Source organism: Ruegeria sp. CDSC054, from assembly GCF_059610645.1.
Genome location: NZ_JBXWOA010000002.1, coordinates 304,077 through 321,701, shown reverse-complemented (window position 1 = coordinate 321,701; position 17,625 = coordinate 304,077). Strand labels below are relative to the sequence as shown.

Sequence of the window (17,625 nt, the reverse complement as noted above, 5' to 3'; positions counted from 1 at the left end):
AACATGAGTATCACTGTAATGCACATTGAATTCCGCCACCTGCGTACGATCAAGGCGATCCACGAATGCGGTGGGCTTGCCCGTGCGGCGGATCAACTGAACATCACCCAATCCGCGCTAAGCCATCAGATCAAGGGGCTAGAGGATCAGGCGGGGGTTGAACTGTTCCTGCGCCGGTCCAAGCCGATGAAACTGTCGGCGGCAGGGCTACGGCTGCTGCGGTTGGCCGAACAAATATTGCCGCAAGTCCAGGCCACACAACAGGAATTCACGTCACTTCGGGATGGGCATACGGGCCGGATGCATATCGCGATCGAATGCCACGCGTGTTTCGAATGGCTATTCCCGGTGCTTGAATCTTTCCGGAAATCCTGGGGTGACGTGGACGTCGATATCCGCCCGGGTTTGGCATTTGACGCCCTGCCTGCGCTGCAAAAAGAAGAAGTCGATTTGGTCGTTTCGTCCGATCCAGAAGACCTGCCCGGCATCGAGTTCATTGAACTGTTTGACTATGACGCTGTTTTTGTTGCTGCCTCATCCCACCCGCTGGCGCAGAAAGAGTTCATCGAAGCCGAGGATTTCCGTGGGCAAACCCTGATTACCTATCCGGTCGAGCGCACCCGGCTCGATGTGTTCAGCCAGTTGCTGATACCCGCGCGGGTCGAGCCGGCAGCAATCCGGCAGGTCGAATTGACTGCAGTGATCCTTTTGCTCGTCGCGTCGAACCGCGGTATTTCGGTGCTGCCTGACTGGGTTGTGCGCGAAGTGAAGTACAATTCCGACTACGTCACCCGCCCCCTGACCAAGGACGGCATCACCCGCAGGCTTTACGCGGCAGTGCGCAGCGAGGATCTGGAAAAACCCTTTGTTCAAGAGTTGATCAAGCTGGCCGGGACCGAGGCGCGCAAGCTGCAAGAGCAATAGGCAAAAAACGCGGGTCTGCTATGCGCATCATTCCTCTTGGCAAGGGCGCTTTGCATCAGTATACGCGCGGTTTGACCGGACAGGAGCCTTTGGACAATGGTTGGCAGCGCAAACCTAAACATCATGATCAAAGCCGCGCGTAAGGCGGGGCGTTCTTTGGTCAAGGATTTCCGTGAAGTCGAGAACCTTCAGGTGTCGATGAAAGGCGCTGGCGACTTTGTGTCCAAAGCTGACATTGCTGCCGAGGCGATCCTGAAAGAGGAACTGCTGGGCGCACGTCCGACCTACGGCTGGCTGGCCGAAGAGGGTGGCGCCATTGACGGCGAAGACCCGACCCGCCGCTGGATCGTCGACCCGCTGGACGGCACCACGAATTTTCTGCACGGTCTGCCGCACTGGGCGATCTCAATCGCGCTGGAACATAAGGGCAAGATCGTCGCTGGTGTTATCTATGACGCCGCTAAGGATGAGATGTTCTTTGCCGAAAAAGGCGAGGGTGCGTGGATGAATGACATGCGCATCCGAGTCTCGGGCCGTCATCGGATGATCGAGTCGATTTTCTCGACCGGCCTGCCTTTTGGTGGCCGTTCGGACCTGCCTGCGACCCTGCAGGATCTGGCGCGTCTGATGCCCGCTTGTGCTGGCGTGCGCCGCTGGGGTGCCGCCGCGCTGGACATGGCTTATGTGGCAGCGGGGCGTTACGAAGGCTTTTGGGAGCGTCGCCTGAATTCCTGGGATGTGGCCGCCGGAATCATCATCGTCCAAGAAGCGGGCGGATTTGTTCAGGCGCTAAACCCTGAAGGCAACGTATTGGAAGACGGTGAAGTGATCTGTTCGAACGAGCCGATTTTCGACCAGTTTTCCAAGGTGATACGGGGCTGACCGGTCACATAGCAATTCCGCAAGCGCGCCCCGATTGAGGCGCGCTTTTTTGTTTTTAGAGGGTCGCGCGTTGCGCCAGACCTGCTTCGTCCGCCAACCGCGCGGCGACGGATGCAACAGCGAGGTCCTGCAGACCCACGCCAGTTCCGTCGAACAGGGTGATCTCGTCAGCACTGGTCCGCCCGGGATGATCGCCGTTGATGACTGCACCAATTGGGGTGATTTGTGTTTCGGTCAAAGTACCGCTTCCTATAGCGTGCTGCGCCTCGCCGATCGTCGCGGATTGGGCGACCTCGTCGGTGAAAACGGTGGCCGAGGCGACCAGCGCCGGGTCGACCTCCATCTTGCCTTTCGTGTCTGTGCCCATACAGGCCAGATGCGTGCCGGGTTTGATCCAGTCTTTCATCAATAGCGGCTCGAATGCCGAGGTGATGGTGATGATGACATCCGATTGGGCACCCAGCTCTTGTTGACTGACGGCTTCGAATTCCAGTCCGATTTCCTCGGCGACAGCCGCCAAACGGGGCAGCATGTCGGGGTGCGGATTCCAGGCGACAACTTTTTCAAAGTCCCGCTGTTCAGCGGCGGCGCGTAGCTGGAAGGCCGACTGATGTCCGGCGCCAACCATGCCCAGCACTTTGGCGTCTTTTCGGGCAAGATGTGCGATGGAAACCGCTGATGAAGCTGCTGTTCGCACGGCCGTTAGGTAGTTGCCACCCACCAATGCCGAAAGCCGCCCCGTGTCGGGATCGAACAGAAACACCGTGGATTGGTGATTGGTCAATCCTTGTTCGGCATTGCCCGGCCAATAGCCGCCAGACTTAACGCCCAAAACCTGTCCATCCCGATCAAAACCGGATTTGAACCCATACAGTGCATCGGCATACCCCAGTGCCTCGCGAATGACAGGAAAGTTCCGTGCCCCGCCGTTGGCCATCGCACCAAACACGGATTGGACCGCGTCAAAGGCCTGTTGGCGGCCCACCAGCTGTTCGCACAGGTCTTCGCCCACAATCAGCAGGCCATCTTGCGTGGTCATAGCATCCCTCATCAATAAGCCTTTCCGCGGGCCGACACGGGCCACAGCGCCTCAACCTTGCCGTCGCGCACGCCGACATACCAATCGTGGACGTTGCAGGTGGGATCACAATGTCCGGGCACAAGCCGAAGCTTGTCGTTCACCTTCAAAACGCCGTCGGGGTCGCCGATGACACCGTGCTCGTCCGAGCACTTGAGGTATTCCACATCGTCGCGCCCAAAGATGAAGGGCAGGCCGCTATCGACCGATTGCGCCTTGAGGCCGGCGTCGCAGATGGCCTTGTCAGTCTTGGCATGGCTCATAACGCTGGTCAGAATGAACAGCGCGTTTTCCCATTCGCCCTGATCGATCCGCTTGCCGTTCTCGTCCAGAATGCGCCCATAATCCGCATCCATGAAGGCGTAAGATCCGCACTGCAATTCGTTGTAAACGCCCGAGTTGCTCTCGAAGTAGTACGATCCTGTGCCACCACCCGAAACCAGCTCGCAGTCGATGCCTTCGGCTTTCAAACCGTCAACCGCGTCTTTGACCATGGCGATGGCTGTATCGAGCTTCTCTTTGCGCGCCTCATAGGTGTCGAGGTGCTGCATTGCGCCCTGATAGGCCTGAATGCCGGTAAATTTCAGGTTTGGCGCTGCGTTGACTGCTTTTGCGATATCGACAACCGCCTGGGTCGAGGTCACACCACACCGACCTGCGCCGCAGTCAATTTCGACAAAGACTTCAAGTTCCGTGCCGTGATCAACGGCGGCTTTGGACAGGTCGGCGACATTGTCGATGTCATCCACGCAAACGATAGTGCGCGCGCCCAGTTTTGGCAATTGCGCCAACCGGTCGATCTTGGCCAGATCACGGACCTGGTTCGACACGAGAATGTCCTTGATGCCGCCCCGCGCGAATACCTCAGCCTCGGATACCTTTTGACAACAGACGCCAACTGCACCGCCGAGCTGTTCCTGTAGCTTGGCGACGTCGACGGATTTGTGCATCTTGCCGTGCACGCGGTGGCGCATACCGTGAGCCTTGGCGTAATCGCCCATTTTCTTGATGTTCCGCTCCAGCGCATCGAGATCCAGGATCAGGCAAGGGGTCTGGATTTCGCTTTCATCCATGCCGATGGCAGCGGGGATGTCGAACCCGACTTCCAGTTCTTTGATGTTCACAGGTTTGTTCATGTCGTTCCTCCTTACCCTTTCAGCCAGGGCAGTTTGTCCAGATCCACGTTGCCGCCGGTGATGATCACACCGACGCGCTTGCCGCGGAATACGTCCGGGTTCTTGAGTATGGTTGCCAGAGGCACGGCCGATGACGGCTCCATCACGACGCGCAGGTATTTCCACGTCAGCTTCATCGCTTCGATGATCTCGTCGTCAGAGGCGGTGAAAATGTCGGTCACATTTCGGGACACGAAGTGCCACGTGTTCTCTTTCAGCGGCACGAGTAGCCCGTCGGCGATGGTTTTTGGCGCATCATCGGCGATGATGTGACCTGCTTTGAAGGACCGGTATGCGTCGTCCGCCTGTTCTGGCTCGGCGGCATAGATTGCGGTGTCAGGTGCCAGGTTCGAAACCGTCAGGCACGTGCCCGAGACCATGCCCCCGCCTCCGATCGGGGCGATGACCGCATCCACTCCGTCTGTCTGTTCCAACATTTCGGCCGAGCAAGTGGCCTGACCCGCAATGACCCGCGGGTCGTTATAAGGGTGCACGAACTCTCCGCCCGTTCTGGCCTGAACTTCGGCAAAGGTCGCCTCGCGGGATGAGGTTGACGGCTCGCACTCCGTGATCGTCCCGCCATAACGGCGCACGGCGTCTTTCTTGGCTTGCGGCGCGGTACGCGGCATCACCACGTTACAGGGAATACCCCGCCGTCCGGCGGCATAAGACAGGGACAAAGCGTGGTTGCCACTGGAGTGTGTGCAAACACCCTTGGTCGCCATATCATCACTCAGGCCAAACACGGCGTTGCTCGCACCGCGTACTTTGAACGCGCCGGCCTCTTGGAAGTTCTCGCATTTGAAGAACAGCTGCGCTCCGGTCAGATCGTTCAAGTAGTCCGACACCATGATCGGGGTGCGCCGGATGAAGGGTTTGATCCGTTCATGCGCAGCGCGCATATCGTCGATCGTCAGATCCGCTGCGGGGATGTGATCCAGCATTGCCATCCTCCTCAGGCTGCGGCCTGGGCGCGGTCAGATGGGCCGGTGCGATAATAATCCTGCGCCGCCGCGACCCCGCTGCCCAAAGTGATCGGATAGTTCAGATCGGCCATCGCCATCTCGATTGTGCTGAGGCCGGACAGAACCATCACATCCGTCAGGCTGCCCAGATGGCCGATGCGGAACGCCTTACCATTCAGTTGACCCAGTCCAATACCAAAGGACACGCCATAAGCGTTGAACGCGTGGTCAGTGAGTGTGTTGCTATCATACCCGTCTGGCACGTAGATCGCGCTGACAGTGTCAGAATACAGATCGGGCGATTGCGCGACAAGTTTCAGCCCCCAGGCGTCGACGGCGCGGCGCACACCTTCGGCCAGTCGGAAATGCCGGGCATAAACATTCTCAAGCCCTTCTTCAAACAGCATCTTGAGGCTTTCGCGCATGCCGTAGATCAATTGCAGCGGCGGCGTATAGGGAAACCCGCCCGATGCATTGGCTGCCATCATATCGTCGAAGTCAAAGAAAGTGCGCGGCAGCTTGGCGCTTTTCATCGCGTCCTGTGCCTTGGGGCTGACGCACAGAATTGCCATGCCGGTCGCCAGCATGAATCCCTTTTGCGACCCCGACACGGCGATATCGACGCCCCAAGCGTCAAAGTCGAACGGCATCGAAGCCAGAGAGCTGACGCAGTCGACAAACAGCATCGCGGGATGGTTTTCCGAATCCATCGCTTGGCGAACCGCTGCGATGTCCGAACGCACCCCGGTGGCTGTTTCGTTGTGGGTCACCAGAACAGCGCGGATTTCATGCGCGCTGTCATCGGCCAAAGCGGCCTGAAACTGATCAGCGGGTGCGCCTGTGCCCCAAGGACATTCGACGATCTGAACGTCCAGCCCGTGACGCTCGCACAGGTCTATCCAGCGATGGCTGAACACGCCGTAACGCGCGACCAGAACCTTGTCGCCGGGGCTGAGTGTGTTGGTAACGGCCGCTTCCCATCCACCGGTGCCGCTGGCTGGGAAGGTCACGATCTGGCCGGTCGTAGTACCGAACACCTTTTTCGTGTCCTCAAGAACGGGTGCAAAGGTTTCGACAAAATCCGGTGCGCGGTGATCCTGCGTTTGAACCTGCATGGCAAGACGCAACCGGTCTGGGATGTTGGTTGGGCCGGGTATGAAAACCGGGTTTTGGTTGGACATCTGTTATTCCTCCGCTTTGGATGTAAGTGTCCGGGAAAACCTCACGATGTGCAATTTTCTTGAAAAATATTTTCATTTTTGCGATTAAATATTTAACGCGCTGTATTTATGCAGTTTTTCGTTTTTCATTTTTGGATCTCAAAAATGAACGATTTAGAAATAATCTGGCGTAGAGCAATGGAGTAGGGCGATGGACAATCAGAAAAGACCGCGTGGCAGGCCCAAATCCCTGTTCAAGGAAAGCTCGGCCGGGACCATGCAATCGCTGGATCGGGCGCTGGGCGTTTTGACCACGGTGGCTCGGTTGGAACGCGCAGCGCTCAGCGATCTGGCACGCGAGATCGATGTGCCGACGGCCACGACGCACCGCATTCTGGTGACCTTGCAGAAACACGGCTTTGTGGCCTTTGACGACGAACGTCAGGAATGGATGATCGGGATCGAGGCGTACCGGACCGGCGCCTCGTTCCTGCGCCGCAACAGTGTGCTTGAAATCGGGCGGCCAATTCTGAGACGTCTTATGCAGGACAGCGGTGAGACCGCCAACCTGGCGGTGCCGGATGGGTCCGAGGTGGTCTTTGTCGGTCAGGTCGAAACTCCGAATCCCATCCGCGCCTTTTTCCCGCCCGGGGCGCGAACGCCGATGTATGCCTCGGGCACCGGCAAGGCGATCCTTGCAGCAATGACCGAAATGGGGTTGGCCAAAACGCTAGCGGCGATTGATCCGGTGGAATTCACCGCGAACACGCAGATACCGGGCGACGGACTACAACAGGATCTTGCCAATACCCGCGCACGCGGCTGGTCGCATGACCGAGAAGAAAGATATCAGGGCATGTCCTGTATCGGCTCGGCGATTTTCAATGACCGGGGGGAGCCATGCGCAGGGATCTCGGTATCGGGTCCGACCGCTCGGTTCGGAGCGGATCGTGCGCATGCACTGGGTGAATTGGTTCTGGCCGCAGCGCGGGAAATCACCCACCTAAGCGGCGGCCAGATACCGAAACCCTGATGTCCCTGCTACTTGCGTGGTACGTGGGGAATACGGGACTGAGTTAGCTTGTACTTGTGTTCAGGATGCGGCGGATGGCCGTGCGTGCGGCCCCAAAAATCAGTGCCACCGCGCCGCAGCCAGATTGGGATGCACAAAATCAGACCCACGAAAAACCCACCCGTATGCGCCCAATAGGCCACCCCGCCTTCATCCGGGTTGCTGGCCAGACTGCCAAAGAACTGCATAGCCAACCAGACCCCCAGCATGACAAAGGCAGGTATCGTGAATATGCGGAAATAGACAATGAGGATCAGCAGGATATCCACGCGGGCCTTGGGGAACAGCAGCAGGTAACCGCCCATAACCCCCGCAATCGCACCGGATGCCCCAATGGTCGGCACGACCGAGCCCGGGGCCGTGAAGACATGGATCAGACCCGCGCCGATCCCGGCTGCAGTATAGAACAACAGAAAGGGCAGGTGGCCCATTTCATCTTCGAGGTTGTCGCCGAAAATCCACAGGAACAGCATGTTTCCGGCCAGATGCATCCAACCTCCGTGCAGGAACATCGAGGTCACCAGTGTCTCAAACGCAAAACCGTCAGTGATCCGCGCCGGGATAATCGCATAGTCGTAGTACAGCTGATTGATCAGCCGAGCATCGTTCATGATGCCCACATAGCTGAGAAATATCAGGATATTGGCCGCCATCAGCAGATAGACGACATAGGGTGTTCGCCCCGAAGGGTTATGGTCGCGGATTGGAAACATGAGGCGACGCTGGGCTTTTCCCGGCCCAGCGTCAAGGCATGCTTACGCCGCACCCCCAAGCAATGCGGCATTGCCGCCCGCGGCTGTTGTATCAACGCACAGGTGACGCTCGGCCAGAACGCGTGCGCGGTCCGGAAGGCCGGGGATCAGCGGCAGGATCGGGCCGTCCCGACGGGCGAGGTGACGTTCGATCTCACGCGCTGTGTCGTCATCGCCCCACCAAAGAACGCCCGATATCCCGGTCACGTTCTCCAGCCGATGCAAGTCTAACGAACCGATGGCCTGAATGGCCGTACCACCCAGCGCCTGAACGGCGTCGGCTTGCGCGCGCGCGGCCTCGGTTCCGGGTCCCATGCACAGCAATGGCGGGCGTGCGAATTCGCTCAACCGGTTGGATTCGCCTGTCGGGCCGGGCAGGGATTGGGTCTGCACCGACGCGGGCGTACCCTGAACATCGGGAAGCTCGCTCATTGGGTGTTCCCATTGTTCGTCGGACTGCTGCCGGTCCGGGGCGCAGAACCGCGTCATGTAGTTCGGCCCACCCGCCTTGGGGCCTGTGCCCGAAAGCCCCTCACCGCCAAATGGCTGAGACCCCACAATGGCGCCGATTTGGTTGCGGTTGACGTAGATATTGCCCGCATGCACCGCTTCGGTGATGTGTTGCACCCGGTCGTCAATGCGTGTGTGCAAACCAAATGTCAGTCCGTACCCGGTTGCGTTAATGTCGGCGATCACCTGATCAATCTTAGATGCCTTGAAGCGAACGACATGCAGGACAGGGCCAAAAATCTCACGCTTCAGTGCGGAAATGCCGGGTATCTCAATAAGTGTTGGGGCGATGAATGTCCCTTCCACCGGTATCGGCGTGTCCTTTAAAACGCGGCCTGCGGCGCGGGCATTGGCAACGTGATCTGCAATGCCCTGGCGCGCCGTCTCGTCAATAACCGGTCCGCAATCGGTTGAGATCAACCATGGATCTCCGACCTGTAGAACCTGCATTGCACCGGTTAGCATTGTCAGCAAATCGTCGGCGATATCTTCCTGGACATAGAGACACCGCAAGGCAGAACACCGCTGCCCGGCAGATTGAAACGCGCTTTCGATGATGGACTGAACGGCCTGTTCAGGTAGGGCGGTACTGTCCACGATCATCGCGTTCAACCCGCCGGTCTCGGCGATCAGAGGCGTACCGGGGCGCAGGTTGTCGGCCATGGCTGCGCGTATTTTCAACGCGGTCGCCGTCGATCCGGTAAACGCCACGCCGGATACACGCGGATCAGAGGTCAACGCCGCACCAACGGACGGGCCGCCGGGCAATAATTGCAGCACGTCGCGGGGAACTCCGGCCTCGTGCAGCAATTGAACGGCCCGATGCGAGATCAGTGGCGTTTGCGGTGCGGGCTTGGCCAGAACTGCGTTGCCTGTGGCCAAGGCTGCTGAAATCTGGCCTGTGAAGATAGCGAGCGGGAAGTTCCACGGGCTGATGCAGGTGAAAATACCAGCCGGTTCCGCATCGGGAATGTTCGCAGCGTAGTAGCGCAGAAAATCGACCGCCTCACGCAGTTCGGCAACGGCATCGGGCAGGGACTTACCTGCCTCGCGCGCGAGCAAGGCGAAAAGCTCGCCAAAATGAGCCTCATATAGATCGGCAGCAGTATTCAAGATACGCGACCGTTCTTCTGGTGGTGCCTGCCACGGTGCCGCGGAATTCAGGGCAAGCTCGACATCCTCGACGCTGGCGGGAGCGATTGCTCCGGGGCGATCCTGTGGTTGGGCCGGATTGGTTACCGGTTGGTCCTGTTCCGGGCTTGCATCGCCGGACAACAGCGGCTGGGCATACCAATGGTGCGCCCGGAAAGCATCCCGCGCGGCGTCGATCTTGTCCAATGTCGGGGTGTGGTGAAGGTCGAAACCCTTCGAATTGACGCGTTCCGGTTGGAACAGGTTCGGTCCGGTTGGCAGCGGTCGTGCCTGATCCACAATGGTCAGGAACGGATCAGCGGCGACCTCTTCCGGCGGAACGTTCTCGTCCACGATTTGGTTAACGAATGACGAGTTTGCACCGTTCTCCAGCAGACGCCGCACCAGATAGGCCAGCAGGTCCCGATGCGCCCCGACCGGCGCATAGATCCGGCACCGTGTGTTGTTTTGGTCTTTGACAAGCTGGTGCAGGGTTTCGCCCATTCCATGCAGGCGCTGGAACTCGAATGGCTGGTCATCGGCCATGTGAAGGATCGCACTGACCGTATGGGCGTTGTGGGTGGCAAATTGCGGGTAAATTCGATCGGTCATACCCAGCAGTTTGCGCGCATTCGAGATGTAGGAAATATCCGTGGCCGCCTTGCGGGTGAACACGGGAAAGCCATCGATGCCTTCAACCTGAGCTCGTTTTACCTCGGTATCCCAGTAGGCCCCTTTGACTAAACGAACCATCAGCTTTCGATCGTGACGCCCAGCCATGTCATACAGTGTGTCCAGCACGATCCCGGCGCGCGGGCCATAAGCCTGAACGACGATACCCAGGCCGTCCCAACGATCCAGGGCCGGTTCGGCCATCACCGCCTCGATCACCTGCAAAGACAAGGACAGGCGATCTGCTTCTTCAGCGTCCACATTCAGGCCCATGCCTGCCGCCTTGGCCAAAAGGGCCAACGCCCGCAACCGGGGCACCAGTTCTTCCATGACTTCTGCTTCTTGCGCCAACTCATAGCGTGGATGGAGTGCCGACAACTTGACGGAAATCCCCGGATTGGCCCGGATATCGTCGTGAATGCAGGCTTCGGCGATTGCAGCAATCGCCCGTGAGTAGGACAGGTGATAGCGGGCGGCATCGGCTTCGGTTCGCGCGGCTTCGCCCAGCATGTCGTAGGAATAGGTGTAGCCCTTAGCCTCCATGCCGCTGGCGCGCTCCAAGGCGGATTGGATGGTCTCGCCTAAAACAAACTGGCGACCCATTTCCTTCATCGCGCGCCCGACGGCCGTTCGGATTACGGGTTCGCCCAGCCGTTTGATCGCACCGCGCAAGACACCGACCGGAGAGGTGTTGTCTTCATCCAGCACCTTGCCCGTCAACATCAGGGCCCACGTGGACGCGTTGACCAGCGACGAAGAAGACCGACCCAGATGCTTGCCCCAATCCGACGGGGCGATCTTGTCTTCAATCAGCGCGTCGATCGTGTCAGCGTCCGGAACGCGCAGCAGCGCCTCGGCCAGGCACATCAGCGCAATGCCTTCGTCGGTGGACAGGCCGTATTCGGCAAGGAACACCTCCATCATGCCGGGTGAGGTGCTGGATCGGATGTCGCGCACCAATTGCGCCGCGGACGCGCAGATCGCGGCGCGGTCGGCATCGCTCAGGTCAGCATTCGCGATCAACGCGTCAAGAATTTCCGACGGATCGGCATAGGTTTTGGCATCAATTCGGGCGCGCAGGCTGTGTGACATGTGTCCTCCGGTCTTTTGAGTAATATAGTGTCGATTTTGCGGGACGATTGCCTTAGTTTCATCTACGGCTAGGCGATTGGTCTGATTTCAGGGGTTTGAGCGATGCAAAAAGACTTTCCGGGGCTGGATCGGTTCGACAGATCAATTCTGGCGATTCTGGCCGAGGACGGCCGGATCCCCATCGCTGATCTCGCGCGGCGTATCGGGCTTTCAAAATCGCCAACTCAAGCACGTGTGAAGAGACTTGAGGCCGATGGCATCATCACCGGATATCGTGCCTTGCTGGACCCCATTCGCCTTGGTTTGGACCACGTAGCCTTTGTCGAAGTCCGATTGACTGACACGCGCGAGAAAGCCTTATCAGAGTTCAACATCGCCGTTCGTAAAGTGCCTGAGATCGAACAAGCCCATATGATTGCGTCGAATTTTGACTATCTTCTGAAAATTCGCACCGGGTCGATGTCGGAATACCGCGCGGTTCTGGCTGAAAAGATCTCCTCATTGCCACATGTCGCCAGTACCTCGACCTTTGTCGCGATGGAGGCTGTGAAAGAGACCGGGATGTCTGGAGCCTTGGACACGATGGGTTGACGAACGCCCTGCGCGCGTCACCATTGGCGTATGAAACGCATTGCTTACGCCTCAATTTTCTATGCTGCGACCGTTTTTGCGGCTAATGCTCAGGACTGCCCTGTCGCGCCAGACCATTCCGCGGATGTATCGGCGGTTCTGGAACAGATACAGAGCGCTGAAACCGAACAGTCCGCTCGTGCACTGTCCGGTCAGTTATGGGAGTTCTGGACCGATGCCCCGGACGAAAGTGCTCAGGCCGTTCTGGACCGTGGCATGACACGTCGAAATGCGTGGGACCTGCTGGGCGCGATTGAAGATTTTGACAAGCTTGTCGCGTACTGCCCGTCCTACGCCGAAGGGTACAACCAACGCGCATTCGCCCACTACCTGCGTCAGGATTTTCAATCCGCGCTGCCTGACTTGGACAAGGCAATCGAGCTGTCTCCCAACCACGTCGCCGCGATCAGTGGCCGTGCGCTGACCCTGATGGGACTACAGCGCATGGACGAGGCGCGAGAAGCGTTGTCTCAGGCGTTGGAGCTGAACCCGTGGCTTTCAGAGCGCCATCTCATGGCACCGGGTGGGCCACTTGCCATACCGGGTGAGGACATTTGAAACAAAACGCCCCCGAAACCGCAAGGTCGGGGGCGTTTAGGCTTTGTGGGGATTATCCGACCAGACCGTTATCGGTGCGCTTGATCGCGATAACCGACGAGCGTGGTGTTCCGCCGTCCGGCCAGTTGCTGCCGGGGTGCTGAATGCCAACGAACATGGTGCGCAGATCGCTGGACCAGGCCAGACCGGTGACCTCACAGCCGTTCGGGCCGGTCATGAAACGCGCGATCTCGCCGGTGATCGGGTCCCCAACCAGCATCTGGTTGTTGCCGTTGCCTGCGAAGTCTCCTTCATTGTCGTCATTGCCGTCCGTCTGGATCCAGATCAACCCGGTCGAGTCTATCACCATGCCATCGGGCGAGTTGAACAGGTTGCCTTCATTCACGTTTGCCGAACCGGCGCGATCGTCCGAGTGAACCGTCGGATTGCCCGCCATGACGTACAGGTCCCAATCGAACCCTTCGGCGGCGTGGTCGTCATTTGCGGGGCGCCAGCGCACGATCTGACCGTACTTGTTGGCCTCGCGCGGGTTGGGGGCGTTGACCGAGGTGTCATCTCCACCGGCGTTAGCCTTCACGCCGCGGTTCTTGTTGTTGGTCAGACAGCAATACGCTTCTACCGCAACAGGGCTGGATGCGACCCATTCAGGGCGGTCCATGGTCGTGCCGCCGGCCTTGGACGCGGCCATACGGGTAAAGACTGCGATATCGGCTTCGTCCATCCCGGTGGTTTCCGGTGTCAGAGCCAGCCATTCGCCCTTCATGTCGTCGTTGAACTTGGCGACGTAGAGCGTGCCGTCGTTCAGCAGGCCCTCGGTTTCACCTCCCGGTTGGTAGGTGCCGTTCGACACAAACTTGTACAGGTACTCGCCCCGCTCATCGTCGCCCATGTAGACAACAACACGACCATCTGCGGCCAGAGTGACCTCGGCATTCTCGTGCTTGAAACGGCCCAGACCGGTGTGCTTGACCGGCGTGCTGTCCGGGTTGGTTGGGTCGATTTCAACGATCCAGCCCGCACGGTGCGGCTCGTTCGGGTTTTTTGATGTATCGAAACGCGGATCGAACAGTTCGTACCCGTTCCAGCTTTCGGCCTTGATGCCATAGCGTTTGAAGCCGTCCGTGACCGTCTGGTCGTAGCTGGCGTTTTCATCGCTGGACCCAAAGTAGCCGTTAAAGTTTTCTTCGCAGGTCAGGTAGGTACCCCACGGAGTTTTACCCGCACCACAGTTGTTCATCGTACCTAGCGACGTAGTTCCGGTCGGATCAGCTTCAGTTTTCAGCAGGTCGTGACCAGCGGCGGGGCCTACGATCTTCATTGGCGTATTGTGGTGGATACGGCGGTTGAATGGGCTGTCTTTGACAACTGACCAGCCATCGGGGCTTTCGGTGATTTCCATCACGGTCACGCCCTGAATGTTCTGCAGTTTCAAAACGTCCTCGGCGCTGGCCGGAACACCTTCCTGCGCGGCGGGCATGTTGATCTTGCGGTTCGGATATTCGTGGTTGATCGCGATCAGCTCGTGACCCTGGAACGAGAAGGTCTCCATCCCGTCGGTGTTTTCGCCGAAGATGCGATCCGATTTCTCAATCGGGCCACCATCAGTGATGTCATAGCCGTCGGCATCGGAAAACAGCGGGTCGCCCCAGCGGGTCATAACCTTCCACTCATAGCCTTCCGGCACGTGAACGGTGCCGTCAGTCTGGGCAGCGATCGGCGTGAAGGCAAAGCGCGAGGCCGTAACAGCGTGTGCGGCAGTTGAGCCCAGCAGGCCCGTGCCCATTGCGGCGGCACCCGAGCCAAAGGCCACTACGCCAGCCAGAAACCCACGGCGCGAGATGGCGTTTTCGACGACGTGATCAAAATCGTTTTCCTCGGGGCGGGGGAAATGCAGCTCGTCCCAATCGTCGGCGGACAGGGTGGTGGTATCAACGTCTTTCATGAATGGCTCCTGGCTGTCTTAGAGTAGTCGATGAAAGGCATGTAGGGCGACTTTGTGACATGTTCTTAACAACATTATTAATGACTTCATTTGGCCCTCAAGAAAAAGCAATCGGCTGGCGAAAGCATATCGATGCTTTCTGCCAGCCGCGCTTGCTATATTGGTAAAATGCACTCGTGACGATCAGGTTGCGTGATGCCAGCGATATGTCGGATTAAGCTAGCCGCTGCCCTGCTTCGTCAAAGCGATAGGCCTTCTCGGATGCATATCCGAATCGCAACTCTTGGCCTTCGGTGATGGTATGTTGGCCAAACAAACGGGCTGTGACGTCGTGGTCCTGAACTTTGGCTATCACATTGGTGTCCCCGCCCAACTTTTCCACATGGCTGACACGAGCGGCAAGCGGGCCGTCATCTGACAGGAACAGGTCCTCGGGGCGAATTCCGATCGTGTTCTGACCGCTTTCTTGAACTAACGCTTCAGGCAGGAAGTTCATGGAAGGTGAGCCCAGGAATCCGGCGACGAATTGATTTGCGGGGTTGTTGTACAGTTCCATCGGGCTACCGATCTGCTCGACCCGACCATCGCGCAAAACAACGATCTTGTCGGCCAGCGTCATCGCTTCGGTTTGATCATGGGTGACGTAGATCATCGATGCATCCAAAGCACGGTGCAGATTGGCGATCTCGATCCGAGTGTTCATTCGCAGGGCGGCGTCCAGATTGGACAGCGGCTCATCAAACAGGAACAGTTTAGGTTCACGCACAATGGCGCGCCCGATGGCGACGCGCTGACGCTGGCCACCTGACAACTCGGACGGGTAACGGTCCAAATAGGGTTCAAGGTTCAGCATCCGGCTGGCTTTGGCGACACGGCCTTCGATTTCCGATTTGGGCTGCTTTTCCTGCTTCAGTGCAAGGGTCATATTGCCCCGAACGCTGAGGTGAGGGTAGAGCGCATAGCTTTGGAACACCATCGCGATCCCGCGCTTGGATGGCGGCACCAGATTGACCTGCTGCCCGCCAATGTTGATCTCACCTGACGATGCATCCTCTAGCCCCGCAATCACGCGCAACAGGGTGGACTTGCCACAGCCCGACGGGCCGACAAAGACGACGAATTCGCCTTCTTCGACCTCCAGGGTGATGTCTTTCAGGACATGCACGTTGCCAAAGGACTTGTTCACATTGTTCAGCGTCAGGGCGGTCATGATGCGGGCTCCTCAAGGGAAACGGGCTGGCCGGTTCGGATACTTTTATCCGCAGCCAGACAAATGGCGAGCGATTGGACGGCGTCATTCATATGACGGGTCAGGTCGATATCTTCGGCGATGGCGCGCAGCATATAAGCCTGCTCAGCATCACAAAGGTCTTGATGGCCGGGTTCGTCCGGCATCTCGATCGTGTGGTCGCCTTGCGGTGTATGGACCAGCAGGCCGCCGACTTTGGTATGGCCGTCGATGTCGGCAGACGCACCCTTGTTGCCATCGGTGATTGAGACCGACCCGTTGGGCGACACGATATCTTTCACGAAGAACGCGGTTTCCGACATCATCGGGCCCCATCCGGCCTCGTACCAGCCGACAGAGCTGTCGTCGAAGACCACCTGAAACTGGCCGTAATTGTACATGTCCGGTGCGATTTCATCCGACAGGCGCAGGCCCATACCATGCACCCGGACGGGCTGCGCGTCAGTGATCTGGCACATCACGTCGACATAGTGCACGCCGCAATCGACAATGGGCGAAGTGGTCTGCATCAGTGCCTTATGCGTTTCCCATTCCGCGCCCGACGACTGCTGGTTCAGGTTCAACCGGAACACATAGGGCCCGCCAAGATTGCGCGCCTCATCGATCAGCCGCATCCAAGAGGGGTGATGGCGCAGGATATATCCAACCACCAGCTTACGATTCAGCCGGGTTGCTGTTTCGACCACACGCCGGGCGTCGGCGACATTAGTGGCCAGCGGTTTTTCAACAAACACATGTGCGCCAGCCTCCATCGCCGCGCAGGCGAAATCCGCGTGGCTATCAGAGTAAGTGGCGACCACGACCAGATCGGGTTTGGTTTCGGCCAGTGCCAAGTCGAAATCGGAATAAGCCGGGTAATCGATGAGATCCGGGTGATCCACACGGCCGGACCGGTTCACCAAACCAACGATCTGCGCGTCGGGATGGTGATGGTGCGCCAGCGCGTGGCTCAAACCCATATTACCAAGGCCTGCAATCAGTACGCGGGTCATTTAACTGCTCCGGATGTGATGCCGCGGATCAGCTGGCGCGAGAAGATGACATACAGGACAAGCACCGGCAGGATTGCCATCGACAGGGCCGAAAGGACCGCGTTCCAGTCCGTCACGAACTGTCCGATGAACACTTGGCTGCCCAGCGTTAATGTCTTGGTCTCTTCAGCCGGAGCGAGGATCAGCGGGAACCAAAGGTCGTTCCAGATCGGGATCATGTTGAACACGGCCACGGTCGCCATCGCGGGCCTGACCAGAGGCAGAACAAGGCGGAAGAATATCGTGTATTCAGATAGTCCGTCGATACGCCCGGCATTCTTCAGGTCATCGCTGACTTGTCGCATGAATTCGGACAGGATGAATACGGCCAATGGTAATCCCTGGGCCGTGTATACAAGGATCAGCGCCCAGAGCGAGTTCACCAGCCCGGTCGCCACCATCATCTCAAGGATTGCCACGGTGCCGATGCGGATTGGGATCATGATCCCCAGCGCCAGATACAGCCCCATGATCAGGTTGCCCTTGAACTGGTATTCCGACAACGCATAGGCGGCCATCGCGCCGAACAACAGGATGAAGGACAGCGATGCCACGGTGACAATCATCGAGTTCTGGAAATAGAGGAAGAAATCCCCCTGCTTCATCACCGTCTCATAGCCGATCATCGAAAAACTATCTGCGTTGGGCAGGGCCAATGGCTCGCGAAAGATCGCCCGACGGGATTTGAAGCTGTTGATCAGGATCACAAAGACCGGAAACAGGGCGATCAGAGTGTACAGGATCAGCGCGCCGTGCATCGCGACCATGTTGAGGGGGTTATGACGTGCTTTGTTCATCGTGA

Annotated in this window: 15 protein-coding genes; 5 read left to right on the top strand and 10 right to left on the bottom strand. The window is 58.4% G+C overall.

Annotated elements, in window-relative coordinates; all coding sequences use genetic code 11:
* Positions 1–18 precede the first annotated feature (18 nt).
* Together AC2FGC_RS05520 and AC2FGC_RS05515 are read left to right on the top strand one after the other, a co-directional pair.
* Positions 19–924, top strand: coding sequence for a LysR family transcriptional regulator (locus AC2FGC_RS05520; RefSeq protein ID WP_496724580.1), 906 nt, complete (start codon positions 19–21; stop codon positions 922–924).
* 96 nt (positions 925–1,020) lie between these two features.
* Complete coding sequence (locus tag AC2FGC_RS05515; RefSeq protein ID WP_496724101.1) at positions 1,021–1,806, top strand: inositol monophosphatase family protein; 786 nt, start codon at positions 1,021–1,023, stop codon at positions 1,804–1,806.
* A gap of 55 nt (positions 1,807–1,861) precedes the next feature.
* On the opposite strand, the gene bhcD is transcribed toward AC2FGC_RS05515, so the two are convergent.
* Genes bhcD through bhcA form a run of 4 tightly spaced genes read right to left on the bottom strand, consistent with a single transcriptional unit; the run spans position 1,862 to position 6,205 of the window.
* Entirely contained in the window at positions 1,862–2,845 is a 984-nt protein-coding gene (gene bhcD, locus AC2FGC_RS05510) for an iminosuccinate reductase BhcD (RefSeq protein WP_496724103.1), read from the bottom strand.
* An 11-nt stretch (positions 2,846–2,856) separates the two neighbouring features.
* The gene (bhcC, locus tag AC2FGC_RS05505) at positions 2,857–4,020 is read right to left on the bottom strand and encodes a 3-hydroxy-D-aspartate aldolase BhcC (protein WP_496724105.1); all 1,164 of its coding nucleotides are present in this window, start codon (positions 4,018–4,020) and stop codon (positions 2,857–2,859) included.
* An 11-nt stretch (positions 4,021–4,031) separates the two neighbouring features.
* Positions 4,032–5,003, bottom strand: coding sequence for a beta-hydroxyaspartate dehydratase BhcB (bhcB, locus tag AC2FGC_RS05500; protein WP_108859333.1), 972 nt, complete (start codon positions 5,001–5,003; stop codon positions 4,032–4,034).
* A gap of 11 nt (positions 5,004–5,014) precedes the next feature.
* Positions 5,015–6,205, bottom strand: a complete 1,191-nt coding sequence (gene bhcA, locus AC2FGC_RS05495) for an L-aspartate--glyoxylate aminotransferase BhcA (RefSeq protein ID WP_496724108.1) — start codon at positions 6,203–6,205, stop codon at positions 5,015–5,017.
* Positions 6,206–6,395: 190 nt separating this feature from the next.
* On the opposite strand from bhcA, the gene AC2FGC_RS05490 reads away from it, so the two are divergent.
* Entirely contained in the window at positions 6,396–7,217 is an 822-nt protein-coding gene (locus AC2FGC_RS05490; RefSeq protein ID WP_496724110.1) for an IclR family transcriptional regulator, read from the top strand.
* An 8-nt stretch (positions 7,218–7,225) separates the two neighbouring features.
* On the opposite strand, the gene AC2FGC_RS05485 is transcribed toward AC2FGC_RS05490, so the two are convergent.
* Together AC2FGC_RS05485 and putA are read right to left on the bottom strand one after the other, a co-directional pair.
* Entirely contained in the window at positions 7,226–7,969 is a 744-nt protein-coding gene (locus AC2FGC_RS05485; protein ID WP_496724112.1) for a rhomboid family intramembrane serine protease, read from the bottom strand.
* A 42-nt stretch (positions 7,970–8,011) separates the two neighbouring features.
* Positions 8,012–11,413 (bottom strand): bifunctional proline dehydrogenase/L-glutamate gamma-semialdehyde dehydrogenase PutA, encoded by a 3,402-nt coding sequence (putA, locus tag AC2FGC_RS05480; RefSeq protein WP_496781598.1) that lies wholly within the window; start codon positions 11,411–11,413, stop codon positions 8,012–8,014.
* Between the two features lie 102 nt (positions 11,414–11,515).
* On the opposite strand from putA, the gene AC2FGC_RS05475 reads away from it, so the two are divergent.
* Positions 11,516–12,004, top strand: a complete 489-nt coding sequence (locus AC2FGC_RS05475; RefSeq protein WP_496733979.1) for an Lrp/AsnC family transcriptional regulator — start codon at positions 11,516–11,518, stop codon at positions 12,002–12,004.
* 30 nt (positions 12,005–12,034) lie between these two features.
* Complete coding sequence (locus tag AC2FGC_RS05470; RefSeq protein WP_496781596.1) at positions 12,035–12,601, top strand: tetratricopeptide repeat protein; 567 nt, start codon at positions 12,035–12,037, stop codon at positions 12,599–12,601.
* 52 nt (positions 12,602–12,653) lie between these two features.
* Here the strand turns inward: AC2FGC_RS05470 and AC2FGC_RS05465 are convergent, their stop codons facing one another.
* From AC2FGC_RS05465 to AC2FGC_RS05450, 4 genes are all read right to left on the bottom strand, one after another.
* A complete protein-coding gene (locus AC2FGC_RS05465) occupies positions 12,654–14,543 on the bottom strand; it encodes a PhoX family protein (RefSeq protein WP_496724120.1) in 1,890 nt (629 codons plus the stop codon).
* Positions 14,544–14,757: 214 nt separating this feature from the next.
* On the bottom strand, positions 14,758–15,753 hold the full coding sequence (locus AC2FGC_RS05460) for an ABC transporter ATP-binding protein (protein WP_496724122.1): 996 nt from the start codon (positions 15,751–15,753) through the stop codon (positions 14,758–14,760).
* Positions 15,750–16,784, bottom strand: coding sequence for a Gfo/Idh/MocA family protein (locus AC2FGC_RS05455; protein ID WP_496724124.1), 1,035 nt, complete (start codon positions 16,782–16,784; stop codon positions 15,750–15,752). Before AC2FGC_RS05455 ends, AC2FGC_RS05460 begins: the two co-directional genes overlap by 4 nt.
* The gene (locus AC2FGC_RS05450; protein ID WP_058275926.1) at positions 16,781–17,620 is read right to left on the bottom strand and encodes a carbohydrate ABC transporter permease; all 840 of its coding nucleotides are present in this window, start codon (positions 17,618–17,620) and stop codon (positions 16,781–16,783) included. The genes AC2FGC_RS05455 and AC2FGC_RS05450 overlap by 4 nt, the downstream gene beginning before the upstream one ends.
* Between the last annotated feature and the right edge of the window lie 5 nt (positions 17,621–17,625).